Raw genomic sequence first — 22092 nt, 5'->3', positions numbered from 1 at the left:
CGCGAGGGAATGAGCCCCCTCATGGTCTTTCCCCTTGCCCACCGCCGGCCCGGGTAAATGAGTGGTCAATCGACGACCGGCATGCGGCCAAGGCTGCATATGGATTGCCTATACAGCCGTCCACTTGTGACGAATTGGGCGGCTGCGGCGCCGTGACCGCTGTCTACGGTGAACCGCGATCCGGTCAGCCGAGTACGGGAGGGGCACACGGGGAGGCCGCCCCGAGAACGAGAACGCGATGAGGTACCCGGCAAGAAGGAATGCATCACCCGCCAAGGTCCGGTTCGGCGGCGTCGTCGCGCTGCTGCTCGCTTGCCTCGTCGGCGGCTTCAGCGCGTGCGGCCTCCCGTTCGCGGCCGGCATCGCGGGCACCCGCGGCACGTTCACGGTGGAGACGCACGAATACACGACCAGCAGCCGCGGCGGGGTCAATGTGACGTCTCAGGGAACTTTCCGTTCGTCGGACGGCCGCATTGTGGATCACCACGCAAGGGTTGAGCCGGACTACGCGATGGGGCACCGGGTCGAGGTGGCCAAGGCCTCATGGTCCTACTACGTGGTCCACCCCGCGTATGCATTCGGCTGGCTCGCGGGAACGTGCCTCGGGCTGACCTTCCTGTGCGTGGGCGCCCCGGCATTGATTTACGGCGGCCCGATGAACGCGCGACGTACCCGTGTCCAGGGGCGGCTCCTCAAGGGCGGCTTCTGGTGCGCGCTCGGCAGCGGGGTCCTGGGGGCGATTCTCGACGTCGCGATGTGAGAGTTGCGTCGGCGCGGCGGAGGAAGACCTGCTGGAACAGGACGCGACCAAGCCGTCACCGTGCGGCTGGTTCGGCAATCAAGGCGGTCGTGCCGAACACTTCGGTTGCGCTCGGGTCCCCGTCGGTGAGGACGAACCAGGAGCGGTCCAGCGGCCGCCAGGGTGCCGGGAACTTGGACGGGACAGTCCAGTCGGGCGGCCCGCAGGCGTCAGGTGGCCAATGCGTCATTCAGGCGGCCTCGGCGCCAGCACCTGGCGTCGTGCCGGGGTAATGCGGCCGGGGGTGCCGTCCTCTCACGCCCGTCGACCGGCGCGGCCTGACCCCGTGGTTCTGGCCTCAGGTCCAGCCCCTACGCGGAACGACTCATGTGCGGATCCCGCCCAAGGGTGCGAGCATCGCTGAGCCACGTGGAAGGAGAGCGACTTGAGCGAGCCTGCGGTTCGGCCGAACGAGACAACGGTGCCGTTGATGCCGTGTGCCTCAGTGGAGGAGACCCTGACGTTCTATGAGGCGCTGGGGTTCGAGGCGATCTACAAACAGAGCAAGCCCTATGTGTCCCTGATACTGCGGTGGAGCGGATTCCAGCTGTGCTTCGGCCCGGCACCCAAGGACCTGGACCCGACCCGGGAGGAGTCCGGATGCTGCCTGGTCATGGTCGACACCGTGGCGCCGTATCACGCGGAGTTCGTCGCGGCGATGCGGCGGGTCTACGGGAAAGTGCTCACCTCCGGCCTTCCGCGGATCACCCGCTACCGGCCTGGTGCCTCCCGGTTCACGCTGATCGATCCGTCCGGGAATTCGGTCATATTCATCCAGCGCGACGAGCCCCTCGAACTGGAATACGGCGGCTCGAAGAAGCTGACAGGCCTGGCCAAGGCGCTCGACAACGCCCGGATCCTGCGCGAGTTCAAAAACGATGACCTACAGGCCTTCCGCGCGCTCAAGTCCGCGGTGCGCAGGCACGGCACGGACGCCTCGGTGGCCGAGCGAGCCATCGCCCTGTGCCACCTCGCCGACCTGGCCATGACCATCGATGAGCCCACCGATCCCTGGCTCGCCGAACTGCGAGGTCTGGAGCTCACCGCCGACGACAGGCAGCACATCGAGTCGGAACTCGGGCATCTCGACGGACTCCAGGAATGGCTCCCCCAAAGGTAAAGCGGCTCCTTCTACGGGGGGAGAGGGAAGGCTGGTGCGGCCGCGGCACCGGTCAAGCTTTCTGTCGACCGATTCCTGAACAAGATCGATAACCGGCCGTTCCGGGCCCCGGTGGGCCCGGAACGTGTCCGAGAAGCGGTGTCAAAAAGCGGCGGTGCTCAAGAAGTCAGGCACCGCATTTTTCGGCACCCTGTCAAGCCGCGTGCATCCGCATCTTCGCCGACGAGAAGTCCGGCACCCTCGTCGTCCCATCCCTCGACCGGCTCGGCCGCTCGATCCAAGACCTCATCGCCACCCGCGCCCGCAGCGCCGCATCGTCGCCGGTCAGCCGTATCCGTTATCTTGCGGCCGATGATCCGGCTACCTCGCAAGCCTGCTCGTGCACCCGACGCTGCGCGCCAGCTGAGCCGTCTTCGACGCCGATCGCGGGTACGTGGGTGCCCATGAGCCAGGCCTTTCGTGAGAAAGACGCCGGCGGCGTCGAGTCCGGCCAGGTAGACGCCGCGGTCTTCTCACAAGGGGAGCGCGGAAGGCATGGTCAGCGACCACCGCTAGCCTTGGCCATCTGATGACGGCTGGTGGTTGTAAGGGAGTCCTGGGTGAATGCGGCGGGCGAGTCGTTCCTGATGGGTGTCGAGGATGTCTTCTCCCGGAACCAGGGCCGGGTGGTCATGCTGACGGGCCGGATCGAGCGAGGGTGGGTTCGTAAGGGTGACGACGTGGAGATCGTCGGCTTCGGTGGCGGCGCGATCGTTCCTGTCGAAGGCATAGAGGCCGCTCGCGGCCGGCTTGTCGGCGAGGCGAGTGCGGGGATGAACGTGGGTCTGTCGCTACCGGGCGTGGAGGCCGGCACGGCTGAGCGGGGGCAGGTCCTCGCGGCGCCCGGCTCGGTCACCGCGCATGCGGGCTTCGAAGCGGACATTGCACTGCTGGCCGAGGAGGATGGCTCTGCCGAGGTACGCACGGGCGAGCGCCTCCAGTTCCATGTCCGTGCCGCGGTGGTGCCGGGCGTTGTGGCGCTCAGCCGGGAATCGGACTCATTGCAGCCGCTTCACGGGGGCGCGGTGACGGTCACGCTCGACCGGCCCGTCGCCATGGAGGAAGGCCAGTCCTTCGCTTTCCGGCACCACGGTCGCGCCGCCGGCACGGGGACCGTGACCCGACTCCTGCACTGAATCTACGGGTGGTCAGCGAGCCTTTGCCGACCTGATGTGAGTCGGCGGGTGGTGGAGGCTGGGCCCTGGAGTGGGATGTGCTGCGGCTTCTGGTAAACGGGTCTACAGTCAAGTTCACTCGCGCTGTCGGGAGCTTCGTGCAGGCATCAGCGGAGCTCGATTGATTTCCGTTCGGATACTCCCCGAGGGCCCACCTTCGCCGTCGCCCTCAAGGGCAAGGGCGGCCCCGTCCAGGAGATCACAAAGAAGCTCACCATCAAGGTCGGGACGAACGCGGGCACGTCGGACGCTCGCCGAAGCCGAGGCCGCCGCGTGGACGATGGCCTGTCGCCGAGGCAGTGGCTCCGTGCCGTTCATCGCCCGGCCCAGCAGGACCTCGGTGGTCGGGCGGGATGCCGAGCGGTCACAGCACCAGCTGGCCCGAGGCCGCTACTGGCCGCGCCAGATGTTGTCGAAAGCGGCCTGCTCAATGGCTCGCCGCTGTCTGACGGCCTCCAGCTCGATCAACGCGTCGTTGACCGCGGCGAGCACGGTCTCCACTGCCTCGTCGGGCGCGCCCGGGGAGGCAGTGGTATCCGGGGTGTCTTCGGTCTCCTGGCCGCGGATCCCGACGGCTGTCGCGAGGGCGGCGAGGACCGGGTCGTTCGACTCCCAGCGGTCCCTTGCCAGGCGGCGGTCGGGTGAATCGGCCAGAACCCTCTGGCCGCCCTGGAAGGGTTTCCAGTGGCTTCGCTGCCGCGTGAGCACTCCGTCCGTCTCCAGGGCGGCCAGATAGGCCGGGGCCAGCTCTCGGCCACGGCGCCACAGCCAGTCGCTCACCGCTTCGTACGGCGCCTCGCGGACGAGCGACGCCACGGCCTGGTCCAGAAGGCGATCGGCCACGACCGCCCCATCGCCGGGGACGATCCGGTCGTCGTCCAGGGTGATGACCCCGGCGGCCAGAAAGTCGATCAACTCGGCTCCCGCCAGCGCGAGCGACATCTCGCCCCGCTCCACGGGGCGGCTGGGCGCCACCTCCATGGCGGTGATCAACAAGTCCCGGGGTGTGGTCATGGAAGGCTCCCACGTCAGAGGCATCGACGAGCGACGGAGGCGCCAGTCGGGCGGCATCGTGCGCCGGGTGGGACCTGGGCTGCCGACGAGTGCTCCCGTATACGAGCGTAAGGAGCGAGGGGGAGGGGCTCAAGTCTTCGAGATGTCCCGCCCTCGCGGGCGGTCCATGTCGCGCCGCGCCGGCGACGGGGCCGCCCAGGGGAATGCCGGCCCATGCCGGCGCGGTGACCCGGCCGTTCGGTCGTACCGGCCAGGCCGGCGGCCCGCTCCAGTGGCACCAGAGCCCGTTCGGCCGCCTCCGGAATCATGACCTCCTTGACTCTTTGCGGTTTTGGCGCCCTGCCCATGAACGGGCGGTACGGCTAGGCCTTCTGCAAGTAGTACGTCCCGGTGCCGTAGGGGTGCCGCTTGCCGAGATCGGCGGACGTGCGCGGGTCCCGCGGATCGCGCCGCGAACAGGGCTACGAACCGCCCGCGTCCAGCGCCGGGGCCACCACGGCGAAGGCCTCGTCGATCAGTCCTGCCGGGTCCTCGGCCCCATCGCTGTCGCTCCATCGGTGCAGCACGGCGTCGAAGGCGGTGAGCGCCATCCCAGCGGCCATGAGCGGGTAGAGGTCGGTCGCGGGGGAGGGGCGCCGGCGGTGGGTCAGCTCCGTGGCGAGGTCGGTGCGCCACTGGGCCTGGCGTTCCAGGAAGCGTGCGTACAGGGCGGGGGTGCGCAGGATCAGCTGGACCACGCGCAGTGCTCTGCCGGAGTGGTCGGCGTCGTCGGCGCAGGCCGCCATGGCGACCCAGACGGCGTGCCGCAGCGCCACGGACGGGGGTTCCTCGGCAGGGCGGGCTGCCAGCTCCGTGCGCATGTCCGCGCCCATGCCGGCGAGGAACTGGACGACGACGTCTTCCTTGGAGGCGAAGTACCGGAAGAAGGTCCGCTTGGAGACGCCGGCCGCCGCCGCGATCTCGTCGATGGTGACGGTGTCGAAACCCTTGAGGGCGAGCAGTTGGAGCGCCGCTTCGGTCAGTTCATCGGCGACGAGCTGGCGTTTGCGCTGGGCCATGGTGACTTCGGGGCGGGAGCTCACGGAGTCATCGTAGCGCCATGTCATGGGTGACACTAGAGGCCTTGCTTGACACTCGGTGACACGAAGGGCAGTGTGTGCCGCATGACAGGGCTACAGCACTGGACCACCGAACGGACCCCGGACCGCCCTCAGCGGGTGTTCGTCGTCACCGGGGCCAACAGCGGCCTCGGCCTGGCCACCACCCGGGCGCTCGCCCGCCAGGGCGCGCACGTCGTCCTCGCCGTCCGCGACGAGGTCAAAGGCCGCCGCGCGGCCGAGGACATCGTGGCCGGACAGCCGGACGCCAGCCTGGAAGTACGCCACCTCGACCTGGCCGACCTCGACTCCGTCCGGGCCTTCGCCGACCGGATGCACGCCGACCACCAGAAACTCGACGTCCTCATCAACAACGCCGGTGTGATGGCACCGCCCCGGACCCTGAGCGCGCAGGGGCACGAGCTCCAGTTCGCCTGCAACCACCTCGGCCACTTCGCCCTCACCGGCCTGCTTCTCGACCTGCTGGCCGCCGGGGACGCACCCCGTGTGGTCACGGTGAGCTCGGTCAACCACCGCAAGGGCCGTATGTACTTCGACGACCTCACGGGCGAGCGCCGCTACTCGCCCATGGGCTTCTACAACCAGTCGAAGTTCGCCAACGCCGTCTTCGGGTGGGAGCTCCACCGGCGGCTCACCGCCGCCGGCAGCCCGGTGCGCAGTGTGCTCGCGCACCCCGGATACACGGCCACCAACCTCCAGATGAGCGCGCCCGTCGGCCTGTGGCGGGTGGTGTTCGGCCGTATCGGCAACCCGCTCCTCGCCCAGAGACCCGCCCGCGGCGCGTTGCCGCAGCTGTACGCCGCGACCGACACGAGCGTGGAGGGCGGGCAGTTCATCGGCCCCGACGGCCCGGCCGAGCTGCGCGGCGCACCGACGTGCGTACGGCTGTCCTCCGCCGCGGCCGATCCCGGGACCGGCCGTCGGCTGTGGGAGCTGTCGGAGCGGCTGACCGACGTACGGTTCGCGCTCCCGGCATCCGTGTGATCCGTGTGAGGCGCGCGAACCGGTATACGTGCGCCCTGCGGCGGGCGGGTGCCCACGGGGGTGGTACCCGCCCGCCCGTCGTCCTCCTCCTCTTCCTCTGCTGCTACGGCTACTGCTGCTACTGCGGGGTGTCGGCGCTCAGCCCGGTGTCCGGGACGCAGACGATCCCGTCGAACGCCTCCAGCACGGGCATCTCCAAGTACGCGGTGTCCAACCGGGTACGGACCGGCTCGGGCAACCCGTGGCGACGCGCGTACGCACGCAGGGCCCGGGCGTCCACCAGGGCCGGTTCCCCGGGCACGCCCGCGAACAGCGCCTCGACGCTGTCCGGCGCGGCCTCCGGGGTCGCGGCCCGGCCCCAGCGCATCCCGAGCGGGTGGTCGCGGTCCGGCACGTTCTCCACCGTGTCACCGCCGTTGCCGGTCAGCGCGACGGGGACGTAGTCGGCGCCGAGCGCCCTGGAGAGCAGGTGGCCCATGGTCGTCACCGCCAGGGGGCCGTCGGCCCTGTTGGCCGAACGCTGGATGTGCGCGTTGTGCCCGACGAGGACGACACGGGTGTCGGGCCCCGACCGGGCCAGGAACTCGAGCAGCGTGTCGGCCAGATAGCGTTCCCGGGCGGCGAAGGCCGGGCCGTCGGGCGTGCCCGCGAGCGCCTCGGCCATGGCGCGCTGGGCCATGTCGGTCGTCACCGCCGCGCGGACGTCCGACAGCGCGGTCTCGTACGCCGCGCGGCCGCCGCGCTCGGTGTAGATCTCGCGCAGGTCCCTGAAGCGGCCCAGCAGCCGGGCGAGCGCGGTGGTGAGCCGGTCCTGCTCCGCCGGGGCCAGGTCGAGCCTGGCGTAGGCGGGTACCATGACCGTGCCGCCCGCGATCGGTTCGGAGATCTCCAGCGCGGTGCGCAGGAAGCGCAGCGCACCGGGGTCCACGGTGGCCAGGTAGGCGGCCACCGGTTCCAGTACGGGCGCGAGCGAACCGCCCGCTGTCGGGATGTCGCAGCCGACGAAGCGGACCGGCCGCGCGGCACCGGCGTTGTGGCGGCGCAGCCACCGCAGGGTGTCGCGGCACTCGACGGGCAGGCCCAGGCCCCTGACGCGCGTGCCGTCGCCTCCGGAGCCGGGGCCCTGGGACTCGCCGGCCCCGGGGGCCAGGAGGTCGTCGATGTCGCCCGGTCCGCCCTGGACCCAGGCGTCCACGGCGCGGCCCTCGGCGGCGCCGTACTCCATGGCGTAGGCGGTGAAGCCCAGTTCCTCGATGAGGAAGCGCAGGACGCGGTGGCGCAGCAGGCCGAACTCGCGGATCTGGTGGGAGCTCTCGCCGAGGGCGACCACCCGGGCGCCGCCGACGAGTTCGCGCAGCGGCTCCAGGTCGTCGAGCGGTGCCCCCGGGTCCGCACCGGGGCCGAGGCCGGCCAGCCGGGCGGCGTGCCGGGTGACCCACCGGGTCAGTTCGGCGGGGGCGGCCGTCAGGGTCGGCTCGGCCGGGGGGAGGAGATCGCGCAGATCCTGGTGATGGCCGTGATGGCCGTGGTCGCCCTTGGGGTTTCGGTCGTTCCGGTCGTTCATGAATCGTGCTCCGCGGTGTGAGTCGTCGTCGGAGCCGGGCAGCGTCGAGCACCGCACCGGCGGGAAACCGGAGTGCGGCGAAGCTGTCGGAATGTGGGTCGCAGCCTGCCGCTAGGCGGCGTTGCGGGGCTTGAGGAACCAGTTCTGGCAGGTGCTGGGGATCATGCCGGTGACCGTACCAACGGAAGCCGTCGTACGCATCGTGATTTTCCGCGCGGGTGCGGGGGAGGAGGGGGGAGCCATGTGCCTGATCCGGCGCCCTCGGGAATGCCACCATGGTGTGCTGGCATGACGGCGTGCGGTTCCAGGAGGTGTCACTTCGTGGCAGACGGTTCTCGGCAGTCCGGTCCGATGATGCGTTCCGTGGTGCGGGAGACGTACGGTCCCGCGGATCTCGGCAAGGAGACGATCTTCGCCGGAGGGTTCATCAACTTCGGTTACTGGCGGGCCATCGACCTGGCCGTCCCCCTCGGCGTGACGGAACGGATCCGCAGCCAGGAGGACCTCTACCGGCACGTCCTGGACTCCGCCGGCCCGCTGGGCGACCTCAACGTCCTTGAAGTGGGCTGCGGGCTGGGGATGGGGTGCGCGCTGGCCCTGCGCGAGTACGGACCGGCCGCCGTCACCGGCATGGACATCCACCCGCAGCAGCTGGAACGGGCGCACGGCGCGCACTCCGGCCTGCTGCGACGGGAGCCGGGACGGCTGCGGTTCGTACAGGGGGCCGCGGAGCGGATGCCCTTCGGGGACGGCGAGTTCGGCACGCTCGTCAGCGTGGAGGCCGCGCAGCACTTCCCGGATATCACCGCCTTCGCGGCCGAGACGGCACGGGTGCTGCGGCCGGGCGGCCGGGTGGCCGTGGCGAGCTTCTTCACCGTGGACGACGCGCCGGGACGGCCCGGGGAACTGGCGGGGCTCCTCGACACCTACGCCAACGGCCTGGACATCGCGCGGCCGGTGACCGCCCTCACGGAGGCGTTCACGACGGCCGGGCTCACGGGGGTACGCGCCCGGTCGATCGGGCCGCACGTCTGGCCCGGCTGGGATCTGTGGCTGGGCCGGGACTGGGCCACGGGGACCTGGCCACGGAACTTCCTGCGGGCCTACGAGCAGCGGATCCTCGACTACTACCTCGTCACGGCGGACCGGCCGGACGAGTAGGGCGGACGAGTAGGAGCGACCACGCCCGCGCGCCGCGCTCCGGAGCGGCTGGCGCTCCGGAACGGCGCGCTCATGACGGTCCGTCGGATGGCTGACCCGCAGCCCCGCCCCGTTGGCCGTCCTGTGGCCGTGGCGGCTCGCGCACCATCCGCACCGTGCGGCGCGCCTACCCTGCCCGGATCCGGGAATTTTCCCGCGATCCGCCACGTTGCCGGGCCGACACCTCGCCGATTCTCACTGTCCCAGGGAGTCGTATGACAGCCGCTCTGCTCGCTCTGCCCTCGATCGACGATCAGGCGGAGCGCCTGATCGAACTCGGAGTGCACCGACTCGCCGGATTCCACGCCGACGAGCTGCGCTCCACAGTTGCCGCGTCGGCGGCCCGCGAAGGCCTGCTCGTGATTCACCCGGACCGGGTCCCGGCATCGGCTCTTGTGCCGTTCCTCCGGCACAAGGAGAAGCCCGGCTTCGTCGTGGAGGACATGCCCGACATCGATCTCTTCTCGACCGTCGAGGGCGTTCACGTACCCGACGCGCCGGTCTACGTACTGGAGGGCCTCGACCGAGGCGATCACATGGCGAACTGGAGCCCCGACGAGGCGCTGCCCGCCATCGTCGAGGAACACCGCACCCCTCTGCTCTTCGCGGAGGGCGTCCACTGGGTGATCCAGCAGCCGGCGGCACTGGAACGGGGTCGCTGCTTCATGACCATCGGCTCCCGGCTGCGGAAGGCCGACGGGCGGCTGGACGCGCGCACCCCTGCCCTGTGGATCAGCAACGGGACCGGGCGGGACGGCCGGGAGCGGCGCGACGCGCCGAAGGCCGGCTGGTGCTGGGCGGGCAACCGGCACACTTGGCTCGGCTTCGGCTCGGCGGCCGCCCGCACCGCGATCTGACGCGCCGTCCTACCGTGGGACGAACGGCCCGGCAGGCACCCGCTGCCGGGCCGTTCGTCATCGAGGTTCCCGTACGACGCCTGCCACGACCGCGGCCACGGTCCTGCGGACGGCTTCCGGATCCGGCGGCGCGCTGCCCCGGTCCGCGAACAGCAGGTGCGCGGCGCCGATCAGCGTGGGAGCGAGCGTGCGGACGTCGGCGTCGGCCGCGACGCGTCCCGCTTCGCGCTCGGCCGCCAGATACGAGGCGACCATGGCCGTGGCTTCCGTGAGCAGCGGGACACCGGCCGATCCGGCCCGGCGCAGCCGGGCGCGCAGCTCGTCCCGGAAGGTGACCAGGGCGACGATCGCCACCGCGACCGACTCGAACAGCTCCGTCAGCACGTCGGCGAGGTTGCCGGTGACCGTGCCCGTCCCGGCGGACGCGCGCAGGACGTCGGCCCGACTGTCCACCCGGGCGATGCGGTCCAGCACGAGCTCCGCGAGGAAGTCGTCGAAGTCGTCGAAGTGCCGGTGCAGGACCCCCTTGGCGCAGTCGGCCTCGGCGGTGACCGCCCGGCTGGTCAGCGAGTTCGGCCCGTCCCGCAGCAGGATGCGCTCGGCCGCGTCGAACAGCTGCTGTCGCGCGTCGCGTAGGGCCACCCCTGTCGGCATGCCGTGTGTCCTCCTCCGCCCGTTGACGAGTGGGCATGCGCCCACCATAGTGGGCGCATGCCCACTCTACGTCCTTCCGGCAGCGAACCTCATCAACACCGGGAACTGGCCGAGTCGTTCGGCATGGACGCCGAACGCTACGACCGCGCCCGGCCGCGCTATCCCCAGGCCCTGGTGGAGCGGATCGCCACCGAAAGTCCCGGCCCCGACGCCCCTGACATCCTCGACGTCGGGTGCGGCACGGGAATCGTCGCCCGGCAGTTCCAGGCGGCCGGCTGCACGGTGCTCGGTGTCGAACCCGACGCGCGCATGGCCGACGTGGCACGGCGGCTCGGGGGAGCGGTCGACGTGGCGACGTTCGAGGACTGGGACCCCGTCGGCCGGGAGTTCGACGCGGTCGTCGCCGGTCAGGCCTGGCACTGGATCGACCCGGTCGCGGGAGCGGTCAAGGCCGCGCGTGTCCTGCGGCCCGGCGGCCGGCTGGCACTGTTCTGGAACGTTCCCCGGCTCCCGCCCGCCGTGGCCGAAGCGATCGCGGGAGCCGCCCGACGGGCCGCGCCCGACGTGCCCTTCGAATTCCGCCCGGTAGCGCGAAGCAACCAGGACGGGTATCAGGCGATTCTGGCCAAGGTGGCCGCCGCGATCCGGGACACGGGCGCGTTCGGCGACGCGGAGCGGTGGCGATTCACCTGGGAGTGGACCTACACCCGCGACGCATGGCTCGATGTGATGCCCACTCAGGGTGCTTTCACCCGGCTCCCCTCGGACAAAATGGCCGAGGTGCTGGAGTCCGTGGGGGTCGCCATCGACGCGATGGGCGGCGGGTTCACCACGAGCTACACCACGGTCGCGATCGTCGCCGGGCGAGTCGGCGCCGGCCACGCCGACGGGCAGTGACCGGAAGAGTGTGCGCCCCGCCCCGGTGACGCGGCTGAGCGCTCCGCGGGAGGCGCCGTCGTGGCTGGTCGCGCAGTTCCCCGCGCCCCTTCGGGCGCTGCCGAACCGCAGTGGACTTCACCTGGCCTGCTTAGACGCTCGCCCCCAGCAACTCCCGGAAGGCATACGCCCCTTCCGGCGTCACCTTCACGGCGCGCCCCGAGCCGACCCGCCGCACCCACCGCCGTTCCAGCGAGGTGGTGCACAGGGCCGCGCCCAGCGCTCCGGCGAGGTGGGGGCGCCGCTCCGTCCAGTCCAGGCAACCGCGTACGAGGGGCCGCCGGGTGCCCGGAGGCTGCTCGAAGCGCAGGGCTTCGGCGAGCCAGGCCCGGCCCTCCGGGGTGACGGAGACCCCGGAGCCGGCCGCGACCAGGCCCCGGGCGACCATCGCGTCCGCCAGGGCCACTCCGAGCCGCCCCGCCAGATGGTCGTAACAGGTGCGGGCCCGGGCCTCGGCGCTCAGCCGCACCGACTCCCGCAGGTTCCGCGGGCCGGTGGCGTCCGGGGCGGCCCCGCCGTCCGGGGCGTACGAGCTGAGGGCTTCGATCAGCCCGGCCACCTCCGGGCCGGCCAGTCGGACGTAGCGATGCCGGCCCTGACGTTCCTCGGTCAGCACACCGCCCGCGATGAGGCGGGAGAGCTGCTCGCTGGCGGTGGAGGGGCGCACCCCCGCGTACGTGGCGAGTTCGCCCGCCGTCCAGGCACGTCCGTCGAGAAGGGCCTGGCAGAAGGCGGCCCGGGTGCGGTCGGCGAACAGAGCGGCGGTTTCGGCGAGCGGGATCATGACGTCAGGATGCCGCAGGAACGGTTCGGGCGGCGCCGAACTGTTCCGGCCCTAGCGTCTGGGCCATGACGGAAACGACAGACACGACGGACGCGACAGACACGGCGACGGACACGACGGGGCCGACCCGTACGACGCATGAATTCGACCGCTACGCCGACATCCGGGCGGCCCTCGCCGACCCGGCGCTGGTCCCGGAGCCGCCGGCCGCGCACACCGGGCCGGCCGGGGCGAGCGTCGCCTGGCTGCGCGCCACTGTGGCCCGGTTCGCCTCCGGTGAGCCGCACCGCCGGCGCCGGGCCCTGGTGGAGGCCGAACTGGCCCGGCTGGAACCCGCCGCACTACAGCGGGCGGTGGCGGCGGAGCCCGGCGGCGACCTCCGGACACGGGTGGTGCGCACCCTCGCCGAAGCCATGGGAATGCCGGAGCCCGAGGCGGTCGCGAAGGCGGTGACCGTGGTGTCCGGGCCCTACTTCGGCGCGCCCGCGGACGAGGCAGCCGACGAGGCGGTGGCCTGGCTGGTGGAGCGAACGGCGCCGGGCGCGACGAACAAAGCAGACGAAGCAGGCCTGGAAGCCGCCGCCAACCGCATCGGGCTGCTGGTGCAGGCGTGCGACGCGACGGCCGCCCTGGCGGAGGCCGCGGGCACCGGCGACGTACCCCTCGCCCGGGTCCTCCGGGAGAACCCGCCGCTGCGGACCACGCGCCGGGTCGCCGCACACGCCACCCAGGTCGCCGGCCGGCGGATCGCCGAGGGCGACGCGGTGGTGCTGGACCTCGTGGCCGCCCACCGCACCCACCCCGTCCCCCTCACCTTCGGCGCGCCACCACGGATCTGCCCCGGCCGGGCACACGCCCTCGCCCTGGCGGACGGCCTGCGCGGGCGCCGGCCGACCGCCTTCGCCCGTCTGCACCACCAGCCGGCACCGCTGCTGTTGCCCAACGCCTGGGACCACGCCTCCGCGGCCGCTCTGGTGGCGCAGGGCTTCCCGGCGATCGGCACCACGAGCCTCGGCGTGGCGGCGGCCGCCGGCCTGCCGGACGGGGAGGCCGCCACCGCCGAGGCGACTCTGGCGCTGGCCCGCCGGCTCGGACAGGGCTCCTTCCTGTTCTCCGTGGACGCCGAAGGGGGCTTCAGCGACGACCCGCGGGACGTGGCCGAGCTGGCCCGGACCCTGCACGCCGCGGGAGCCGCGGGCATCAACCTGGAGGACGGCCGCCCGGACGGCACCCTCGCCCCCGCCGAGCTGCACGCCGCGAAGATCGCCGCCGTCAAGGCCGCCGCACCCGCGCTGTTCGTGAACGCCCGCACCGACACCCACTGGCTCGGACGCCAGGAGGACGAGACCGCGGCACGCCTCGCGGTCTACGAACAGGCCGGAGCCGACGGCGTGTTCGTACCGGGGCTGTCGGACCCTGACGGCATCGGCGCCCTGACGGCGACCCTGACCGTCCCGCTGAACATCCTCTACACGCCCACCGGCCCCACGCTCGCCGACCTGGCCGGGCTGGGCGTGCGCAGGGTCAGCCTGGGCTCGCTCCTCTACCGCCGGGCCCTGACGGCCGCCGTGGCCACCGCCACCGCGATCCGCGACGGACGGCCCACGGACCTCACCTCCTTGTCCTACGCGGAGGCCCAGGCGCTGACGGCACCCACTGCGGGGACGCCGGAAACCGTATGACGACCAGCCGTGCGGGTGCGGTGCCGGTGCGACACGGCCGACGTGCGGGCGATCGGCGAGGCGCCGTGTTCAGCTGAAGGAGGCGGCGGCCGGCCGAGCGGCAGGGAGCGGAACGGAAGTGGCGGAGACCGACGACATCGACCGGCAGGACATCCGGCTGGCCGTGGTCATGAACGGCGGGGTGAGCCTGGCCGTCTGGATCGGCGGGGTCGCTGTCGAGCTGCACCACCTCGCGATGGCCCGCCGCTGGGACGAGCCCGTCTACCGGCCGCTGCTCGACCTGCTGCGCGCCGACGCGCGCGTGGACGTCATCGCCGGAACCTCCGCCGGCGGGCTCAACGGCGCCTTCCTCGCACTCGGCCTCGCCCGTGAGAAGGACATCACGCCCCTGTGCGGCCTGTGGCGGGACAAGGGCGCGCTCGGCAAACTGCTGCAGAACCCGCTCCGGCAGCGGCCCGTCTCCCTCCTCAGAGGGGACTACTTCCTCGACGAGCTCCGGGGCGCCCTCCGCGACGTCGCCACCTCTCCCGCCAAGGCCGGCGCCGACGACGGCAGGACCGGGCGGCAGCCCATCGAACTCATCCTCACCGGCACTCTCTGGCGCGGCCGGCAGAGCACCTTCTGCGACGACACGGGCGTCCGCATCACCGAAATCGACCACGATGCCCGCTTCCTGTTCACCTCGCGGGCCGGAGCCGGAGCCGGAGCCGGAGCCACGGACCCCGTCGCCGGCCTCCAGGACGACGGGGTCGTCGACCGGCTCGCCGTCGCGGCACGCTGCACCTCCTCCTTCCCCGCCGCGTTCGCCCCGCAGTGGGTGGACGTCGACGGGGACGCGGCCGAGGGCCCCTGGCCCTCGACGGCCGGACGCGCGAACTTCCGCGTCCCGCAATACGTCGTCGACGGAGGGATCCTGCTCAACAAACCCATCCGCCCCGCCCTTGAGGCCGTCTACCGGCAGACCGCGCAGGCGCAGGTCCGCCGGCTCCTCACCTACGTCGTGCCCGACCCGTCGGAAGCACCACCGCCGACCCCCGCCCCGGCGCCCGCCGCGATGCCGCCCCCGCACGCCGCCGACGTCCTCCTCGGCGTCCTGACACGGCTGCGCTCGACCGACTCGGTCTCCCGCGAACTGGCCGAGATCCAGACCCGCAACGAGGACACCCGGCACCGGCGCCGGGCCCGGGCCCGGTTCGCGTACGCCCTGACCGGCGCGGCGCGACAGCTCTCGGAAGCGGCATGGGAGGGCTACCTCGAGACCCGGATCCGGTACGCCGCCGACACCATCGGCCGATGGCTGGCCGCCGGGCAGCCCGCCGAGACGGCCGGCCGGTGGAGCGAACGGGAGATCGCCGACCGCCTTCGCACGGTCCTGCGCGACCAGCGCGCGCGACCGGAGTCGTTCATCCCCCGGGGGAACTCCGTCGACGAGGCCATCGGCCGCACCGGCGCCGACTGGGACTGGGGGCAGACCACCGTCCAGGGACTGCGCGACATCGTCGTCGACGTCCTCAAACGGGCCGTCTGGCTGGCACCCATGGGCTCGCGCGAACGGCACGCCGTCATCGAGGCACGCCGCCGGGCGAGCACCGTCTGCGAGGAGATCGAGGCGGACTGGCGCACCCTGGCGGACCACTGGACCGGCGCCGGCGCCGACCTGCCACCCGGCACGCACGACGGACTCGGCAAGGCGACGGCGCCCGCCACCCGCCACCTGGAGGACTGGCTGCGCCGGGCCCTCACCGACTGGGACGGACCGCCGGACGCCGACGCGGAGGACTACGCGGCCCGGCACGCGCGGCGGTACGGCCAGGCGACCGCCCTCGCCGAGTCCCTCCTGAGCTGCAAGGACGCCCTCTCCCGCATCGCCGGGGCCGGATCCGAGGAGTCCGTCGTCGACCCCGACGGAACCGGACGCACCCAGCTCAAGGCGCTCACCGACTACCTGCTCCACCCCACCCAGGACGTCCTGGGCCGCATGCTCCGCCTGGAAGTCGTCCAGCAGGCGTACGGCGACACCCAACGCGGAGTGGAACAGGAAGTCGAACTGATCCAGGTCTCCTCCCGCGACCCCGGCCTGCTCACCGGCAGGCAACTGCACCACTTCGGCGCCTTCTACCGCGCCTCCTGGCGCGTCAATGACTGGATCCACGGACGCATGGACGGCGCCGCCCATCTGACGCGCACGCTGATGTCGGCGGAGCGGCTGCGGCAGGTCTGGGCGACGGACACCGACGCCGCCGACGCGGCCGACCGGCTCATGGACGCGCTGCACGACTGCGCCGTCGACGCGCGCGAACCGGCCGACCGGGCGTGGCTGGAGCAGACCTGGCAGGAGCGCTACGCCCCCGCGTGCCGGGGCCTGGTGACGGAACAGATCGTTCCCATCCGTCCCGCACCGACACCCGCCGGCCGCGGCCCCGACGACGACCCCCGGCTCGGCCTCTGCGTGGAGGCGGTCGCCCATGCCCTCCAGACGGGCATCCTCAGACAGGAACTCCACCTGCTGGCGGACGCGGTCCGCACGGAAGGCGACGGCCGTCCCGAGGACAGCACGCGATGGCTCGCCCAGTACGACGCGGAGACGGCCGGCGCGGCCGACCGGGCGATGCGGGCGGAGACGCTGTGGCGGCTGTGGGAGAGTGCGCGAGCCATCGGGGGCCAGCGGATCACCCAGGAGGCGGGCGGCGACCTCTTCGCCGAGACCGCCGCGCACAGCGCCGCCGTCGCGGCCGGCGCCGTCGGCGCGCCCCGCCTCAAGGCCGTCGGCACGGTGCTCGGCGCCCTGCGCGGCTACACCCTCGCGGTGTGGGCCATGGTCCGCTTCCTCACCCGTCCGGGCAGGTTCGGCCGCCGCGCGGTGGACCTCGCGGTGGTCACCGGCGGCGTCCTGCTGGCCGTGTCCCTGTTCGTCCCCGGCCTCCCCGTGGCCTTCGCCCTCGCCGGGGTGTTCCTCCTGCTGGCGGGCTGGTCGGCGGCCGCGCTGCTGACCCGGGACGCGCGGCGGCTGGGCCTGAGGCTGGCCGCCGTCACGCTCGTCCTCCTCGGCGCCGCCGCCTGGTACATCTACGCGAACCGGCACGACGCGCACATGCGCGAGACGCTGTGGAGCATGGCGGTCAAACTGGGAATCGGCCTCCTCGTCGTCCTTCTCGGCATCTTCCTCGCCCGCACGCGCGAGCCGCGCGCCACCTCCTACCACTCACAGCACCCCGACGAGTGAGGCTTTCGCGAACGTCAACCCCCGCGCACCGCCGCTCGCTAGAGTGCCCGCACGTTCCGATCGGCGGAGCGATGGAGGGGGAGCGGCCGGTGCCCAACTTACTGAGAGTGCCACTGGAGAGCGGCGGATCCGTGCTCGTCGAGATCGACGAGGACCCCCAGGCGGTCGTCAGGGTCGCCCGCGGCGGGGCCGTCGCGCAGGCCACGGAGACCCTGGAACGGGGGCTGGACAGTGTGCGGGAGGCCGCGCACGCCGTCGTCGGCAGGCTCACCGACTTCCCCCGCCAGCCGAACAAGATCACCCTTGAGCTGGGGCTGAAGCTCTCGGGGGAGACCGGCGTCTTCCTCGCCAAGACCGCCGGTGAGGCCTCGTTGACGCTCACCCTGGAGTGGGACGGACAACGCCCCGACGCGCTGCCGGTCACCAGGGCGGTCACCGCCAACGGCACGGCCGCGAACGGTACGACTGCCAATGGCACGAGCGCCAATGGCACGACCGCGAACGGCACAGCGGCCGTGGTCGGCTGACCGGAGCGAGGAGAAAGAGAACCACCCCATGCCCGGACCCGTGCCGAACCCCGGCATCGCCCGGCTGTGGTCGCACGGCGCTCCCCTGGGCGCGGGCTTCCTGGCCGCCCCGCGCACCGTGCTGACCTGCGGACACGTCATATCGTCGAGCGCGGGGAAGCCCGAGTCCGAACCTCTGCCCCCGGGGCTCCCCGTCGAGCTGGACTTCCCGCTCGCCGGCCGGCCCGCCCGCCGACGCACCGCGTCCCTGGTACGCCACATCCCCGTCGCCGCCGACGGCACCGGTGACATCGCCGTCCTGTCGCTCACCGAGGACCCGCCCGCCGGCGTGGCGCCCGTACGGCTGCTGGACGTGGACTCGGTGCGGGACCACCCGTTCACGGCGTTCGGCTTTCCCGCCGGTGACGACGAAGGGGTGTGGTCGCTCGGCACGATCGTCGACGAGCGCGGCCGGGGCTGGGTGCAGATCGAGAGCACCGGCGCCTGCGAGATCCTCCAGGGCTTCAGCGGCACGCCCCTGTGGGACGACCGGCTCAAGGGCGTGGTCGGCATGGTCGTCGCCACCGACCGGCGGTTCGTGGGCCGGGCCGCCTACGCCCTCACCCTCGACACGCTCCTCGACGCCCACCCGGAGCTCGCCCGGCACGCCTCGCCGGACTCTCCCTTCCGGGGGCTCCTGCCCTTCCGGGAGCAGGACGCCGCCCACTACTTCGGGCGCTCCGCCCAGATCGCCGAACTGACCGAGGCGGTCACCACATCCGGTGTGGTCCCGGTGGTCGGGGCGTCCGGGGTCGGCAAGTCCTCCCTCGTCCGGGCGGGGCTCCTGCCCGCGCTGCGCCGGCGCGGCGACTACAGCGCGGTGACGCTCGTCCCCGAACCGGCCGTGCGCGCCGAGCACATGCTGGCCTCGGCCCTGCTGCCGCTGCTCGACGCCCTCCCCGGCGAGGAGGACGCCCCGGGCGACATGGGGGAGCGCCTGGACCGGCTGGCGCGGCGATTACGGGACGGAGCGGCGGCCCCCCTCGTCACGGAGGCGGTCAGCCGCTCGGGAACCTCCCAGCTCCTCCTCTTCGTCGATCAGTTCGAGGTGCTCTTCCGCTGCCCTCCGGACGAGGCGGACGCGCTGGTCGAACACGCCCTGCGGATGACCGAGTGGCGTACCGGGGACGGCGGTCCGCTCGTCCGCCTGGTGTTCACCCTGCGGCTGGACTTCCTCAAGGCGATGCGCCGGTTCCCGGCGCTGGAGCGCGCGTGCGACACATCGGCCTTCTTCGTCAACAAGCTGGCCGGCGAGCAGTTGCGCGAGGTGGTGCTGGCACCGGTCGACTCCTTCCACGGCGCCGTGCGGTTCGAGGACCGGCTGGCGGAGCGCCTGCTGGCGGACGCCGGAAGCAGCCCCGGGGCCCTGCCCCTCCTGGAATTCGCCCTCACCCTCCTGTGGGAGCGCCAGGTCAAGGGGGTGCTGACCCACGCGGCCTACGAGGAGACCGGCCGGGTCGCCGGGGCCCTCGCGACGCACGCGGAACGGGCCGTCAAGGAGCGGCTGGGCGACAGGCGGGACGAGGTGCGAAGGCTGTTCGTCCAGCTCGTCCGCCCGGGCGACGGCGCCGCCGACAACCCCGTCGACACCGGACGCACCGCGCGCCGCCCCGAACTCCACCCCGACTGCTGGGAAGCCGCCCAGCTCCTGGCCACCCAGCGGATCGTCCACCTCGACCACGCCTCCGACGGCGTGGAGACGGTCGCCCTCGCCCACGAGGCGGTGCTGGAGCACTGGCCCACGCTCCGGTCCTGGGTCGACGCCGACCGAGAGTTCCGCGCCTGGCAGGAGCACCTCCGGGCGCGGATGAGCCGCTGGGAGCTCAGCGACCGCGACCGGGCGCTGCTGATGCGTGGCTCGGAGCTCAGCGAGGCCCAACGGCGCCTGCGCGACCGGCAGGACGACATCCCCGAGGCCGAGCGCGCGTACATCCGGGCGAGCGCGGAATGGCGGCGCCGCCGCCGACTGCGCGCGGCCCTCGCGGGGACGGCCGTTCTCACGGCGATGACGGGCCTCGCCGGCGCCGGACTCGTCTCCGTACGGGACGGCAAAGCGGCCGAACTCTCGGCCGGGCTCGTGCAGGAGGCACAACGCCAGGCCGGTTCCCGGCTCGAGACCTCGGCCCTGCTGTCCGTCGCCGCCTGGCGCACGGCCTCCACCCAGCAGGCCCGCGACAACCTCTTCGACCGCTATCTGTCCGACGCCCGCTACGACGCGGTGCTGCCCGCGACCGGGACGGTCGCCGAGACGGCGCTCGACGACTCCGGGCAGGTCATCGCCGTCCGCACCGGCGCCGGCCGGCTCACCGTCTGGCGCGTGGCGGCGTCGGGCGGCATCTCGCGGCTGGTGGACATGGACAACGTCTCGGCCGTGGCGGTGAGTCCCGACGGCACACGGCTGGCGCTCGGAGGCGACGGCAACAGCATCGGGGTGTGGGACGTCCCCGGCCGCAAGGTGCTGTCGACCCTGCGCGGCGCGGCGAGCACCGCCAGCGCGGACCAACGGCCCGACCAGCTGCGCTTCGACCGCACGGGGCACCGGCTCGTGTCGCACCCACCGGCGGACGACACGGCCCAGGTGTGGGACCTCGACCGGCCCACGGCCCCCGCGGTGACGCTGCGGGCGCCCACCGGGACCTATGGGGAGGCCACGGAGTTCGCCTTCGACGCGAGCGGTGAGCACGTCGTGGCCTCCCACATCGGGGACGACTACCACGTGTGGGACGCGCGCGGCGGCCTTCCCGTGCCGAAGAAGGGTCCGGCCGAGGGGCCGGGTCTCCCCGTGGTGTCCTTCCTCAGCGGCCCCCACCCGGTCGTCGCCCAGTGCGTGGATGGCCGATGGCATCTGACGGACCCGGCCGACGGCACGACCGACCCGCGCCTCGCCCGCACCATCCCGTGCGATGCCACCGCCGAACTGGCCGGTGTGTCCGACCAGGTGGTGCTCGCACGGCGGAACGGCACGGTCACGGTCCACGACGCGCACACCGGCCGGCAACTGTCGCAGTTCGACGAGGAGGAGGCCTCGGGCGGCCGCTACACCCGGTACGTCCTGTCCAACGGCAGCCGGAGAATCGTCCGCGCACGGGGCACGGAGATCCTGGCCATGACCGCACCGGCGCCGGACTCCCTCGGCACGGTCGGCTGGATCGGCGGCTCGTCCCCGGAGGGCAGGAACGGTGACGCGGAAACAGCCCAGTTCTCCCCGTCGGGCCGCTATCTGGCCACGGTGCGCGTCGACAGCACGGTCACGCTGTGGGACCCGGCGACAGGGCGCCGCGTCGCCACCGACGGCGCGGCGAAGGACGGCGGGGTTCCGGGGCACGCGGTCTTCGACCCCGCCGAGAAGATCCTCGCCGTGAGCGACACCACGGACCCCACGGTCACGCTCTACAGCCTGCCCGGGCTCCACGCGCTCCGTCGGCTGCGCCTCGATCTGCCCACCGGAACGCCACCGCGCGCGGGCGCGGTCGCGGGCATGGGGTTCGACGCGCGGGGTCACCTGACGGCGCTGGCGGGCGGCGCGGTCTCACGCTGGGACATCACCACGGGTGAGGAGAGCGGGCGACCGATGCTCTTCACGGGCGACGCCTCCGTCGAACAGCGCGACTACTCGACGACCATGGCCGTGCGTCCCCGCTCCGGGCAGGCCGCCGTGACCACGCCCGACCGCCGCGGCGTCGAGATCTGGGACCTCGAGAACCGGCGCCGCGTCAAAGTGATCGTCCCCGACTTCACGGCGCCGCTGCTCGACTGGTACCGGGCCGTGCGGTACAGCGCCGACGGCACGCGGCTGATGCTGGTCAGCCAGGACGGGGAGACGGAGATCCGTGACGTGGGGACGGGGCGGAAACTGATCGGCATCCCCGCCGCGCCCTCCCGCTACACGGCCTTCCTGGACCGTTCCACCCGGGTGGTCAGCATGCGGAAAGGGGCCTTCGAAGTGTGGGGCCCCGAGGGCCTGATCGCCCGGACCCGTACCCCGGCGGCCGCCCAGGTACGGGCGGTCGTCCCCTCACCCGACGGCGAGCGGATGCTCCTGACCACCGGCAAGGACCTCGACGTGAGATTTCGCCTCGAACAGGCGTCCCCGGACGCCTGGGCCGCGGGCCTGTGCTCGCGCGTTACGCGCGACATCACGCACGGCGACATGGGAACGGTGCGCTACGGCTTCCTGGAGCGCAACCTGCTGGGGGTGACGGCATGCGCTCGCGGGTAGGCGCAGTGGCGGCCATGTGCCTCCTCCTGGCGGCCACGTCCACGTCGTGCTCGTCGTCGGGGAATCCGGCCGGCTCGCCGGGCCCGAGCCGGTCGGTCGCCCTGTGGGCCCCCTCGGCCGGGCGTCCCTCGCCGTCGGCAGCGGCCGACGGACCGTTC

16 protein-coding genes are annotated in these 22092 nt (G+C 72.6%); 11 read left to right on the top strand and 5 right to left on the bottom strand.

Features of this window, described 5'->3' with window-relative positions; all coding sequences use genetic code 11:
• Window positions 1-238 precede the first annotated feature (238 nt).
• The 3 genes from RM609_RS11265 to RM609_RS11255 all read left to right on the top strand — a co-directional run bounded on the left by RM609_RS11265 (window position 239) and on the right by RM609_RS11255 (window position 3094).
• Window positions 239-760, top strand: a complete 522-nt coding sequence (locus RM609_RS11265) for a hypothetical protein (RefSeq protein ID WP_311610098.1) — start codon at window positions 239-241, stop codon at window positions 758-760.
• A gap of 460 nt (window positions 761-1220) precedes the next feature.
• Window positions 1221-1919 carry a DUF8817 family protein gene (locus RM609_RS11260; protein ID WP_498073165.1) on the top strand — a complete coding sequence of 233 codons (699 nt, stop codon included), beginning with the start codon at window positions 1221-1223 and terminating at the stop codon, window positions 1917-1919.
• A gap of 599 nt (window positions 1920-2518) precedes the next feature.
• Window positions 2519-3094, top strand: coding sequence for an EF-Tu C-terminal domain-related protein (locus tag RM609_RS11255; RefSeq protein WP_311610094.1), 576 nt, complete (start codon window positions 2519-2521; stop codon window positions 3092-3094).
• A 429-nt stretch (window positions 3095-3523) separates the two neighbouring features.
• Here the strand turns inward: RM609_RS11255 and RM609_RS11250 are convergent, their stop codons facing one another.
• A complete protein-coding gene (locus tag RM609_RS11250; RefSeq protein WP_311610092.1) occupies window positions 3524-4147 on the bottom strand; it encodes a GOLPH3/VPS74 family protein in 624 nt (207 codons plus the stop codon).
• 461 nt (window positions 4148-4608) lie between these two features.
• Complete coding sequence (locus RM609_RS11245; protein WP_311610090.1) at window positions 4609-5253, bottom strand: TetR family transcriptional regulator; 645 nt, start codon at window positions 5251-5253, stop codon at window positions 4609-4611.
• A gap of 57 nt (window positions 5254-5310) precedes the next feature.
• On the opposite strand from RM609_RS11245, the gene RM609_RS11240 reads away from it, so the two are divergent.
• On the top strand, window positions 5311-6249 hold the full coding sequence (locus RM609_RS11240) for an oxidoreductase (protein WP_311610089.1): 939 nt from the start codon (window positions 5311-5313) through the stop codon (window positions 6247-6249).
• A gap of 118 nt (window positions 6250-6367) precedes the next feature.
• Here the strand turns inward: RM609_RS11240 and RM609_RS11235 are convergent, their stop codons facing one another.
• A complete protein-coding gene (locus RM609_RS11235; RefSeq protein WP_311610087.1) occupies window positions 6368-7813 on the bottom strand; it encodes an erythromycin esterase family protein in 1446 nt (481 codons plus the stop codon).
• Between the two features lie 321 nt (window positions 7814-8134).
• Here RM609_RS11235 and RM609_RS11230 point away from each other — a divergent pair, with 321 nt between their 5' ends.
• On the top strand, window positions 8135-8974 hold the full coding sequence (locus RM609_RS11230; protein WP_311610085.1) for a class I SAM-dependent methyltransferase: 840 nt from the start codon (window positions 8135-8137) through the stop codon (window positions 8972-8974).
• A gap of 254 nt (window positions 8975-9228) precedes the next feature.
• Entirely contained in the window at window positions 9229-9870 is a 642-nt protein-coding gene (locus RM609_RS11225; protein ID WP_311610084.1) for a DUF5701 family protein, read from the top strand.
• Window positions 9871-9927: 57 nt separating this feature from the next.
• Here RM609_RS11225 and RM609_RS11220 read toward each other — a convergent pair whose 3' ends face one another.
• The gene (locus RM609_RS11220) at window positions 9928-10524 is read right to left on the bottom strand and encodes a TetR/AcrR family transcriptional regulator (RefSeq protein ID WP_311610082.1); all 597 of its coding nucleotides are present in this window, start codon (window positions 10522-10524) and stop codon (window positions 9928-9930) included.
• A gap of 57 nt (window positions 10525-10581) precedes the next feature.
• On the opposite strand from RM609_RS11220, the gene RM609_RS11215 reads away from it, so the two are divergent.
• The gene (locus RM609_RS11215; RefSeq protein WP_311610080.1) at window positions 10582-11421 is read left to right on the top strand and encodes a class I SAM-dependent methyltransferase; all 840 of its coding nucleotides are present in this window, start codon (window positions 10582-10584) and stop codon (window positions 11419-11421) included.
• Between the two features lie 130 nt (window positions 11422-11551).
• On the opposite strand, the gene RM609_RS11210 is transcribed toward RM609_RS11215, so the two are convergent.
• Entirely contained in the window at window positions 11552-12244 is a 693-nt protein-coding gene (locus RM609_RS11210; RefSeq protein WP_311610078.1) for an ArsR/SmtB family transcription factor, read from the bottom strand.
• A 65-nt stretch (window positions 12245-12309) separates the two neighbouring features.
• On the opposite strand from RM609_RS11210, the gene RM609_RS11205 reads away from it, so the two are divergent.
• From RM609_RS11205 to RM609_RS11190, 4 genes are all read left to right on the top strand, one after another.
• Window positions 12310-13926, top strand: coding sequence for an isocitrate lyase/phosphoenolpyruvate mutase family protein (locus RM609_RS11205; RefSeq protein WP_311610077.1), 1617 nt, complete (start codon window positions 12310-12312; stop codon window positions 13924-13926).
• A gap of 118 nt (window positions 13927-14044) precedes the next feature.
• Window positions 14045-17149, top strand: coding sequence for a patatin-like protein (locus RM609_RS11200; protein ID WP_311610076.1), 3105 nt, complete (start codon window positions 14045-14047; stop codon window positions 17147-17149).
• A gap of 89 nt (window positions 17150-17238) precedes the next feature.
• On the top strand, window positions 17239-17676 hold the full coding sequence (locus RM609_RS11195) for a CU044_2847 family protein (protein ID WP_311610074.1): 438 nt from the start codon (window positions 17239-17241) through the stop codon (window positions 17674-17676).
• A gap of 28 nt (window positions 17677-17704) precedes the next feature.
• A complete protein-coding gene (locus tag RM609_RS11190) occupies window positions 17705-21934 on the top strand; it encodes an nSTAND1 domain-containing NTPase (RefSeq protein ID WP_311610073.1) in 4230 nt (1409 codons plus the stop codon).
• Window positions 21935-22092 lie beyond the last annotated feature (158 nt).

Origin of the sequence: Streptomyces hesseae (genome assembly GCF_031845785.1) — a bacterium.
Taxonomy (GTDB): Bacteria; Actinomycetota; Actinomycetes; order Streptomycetales; family Streptomycetaceae; genus Streptomyces; species Streptomyces hesseae.
This window is presented reverse-complemented; position numbering and strand designations above follow the sequence as displayed.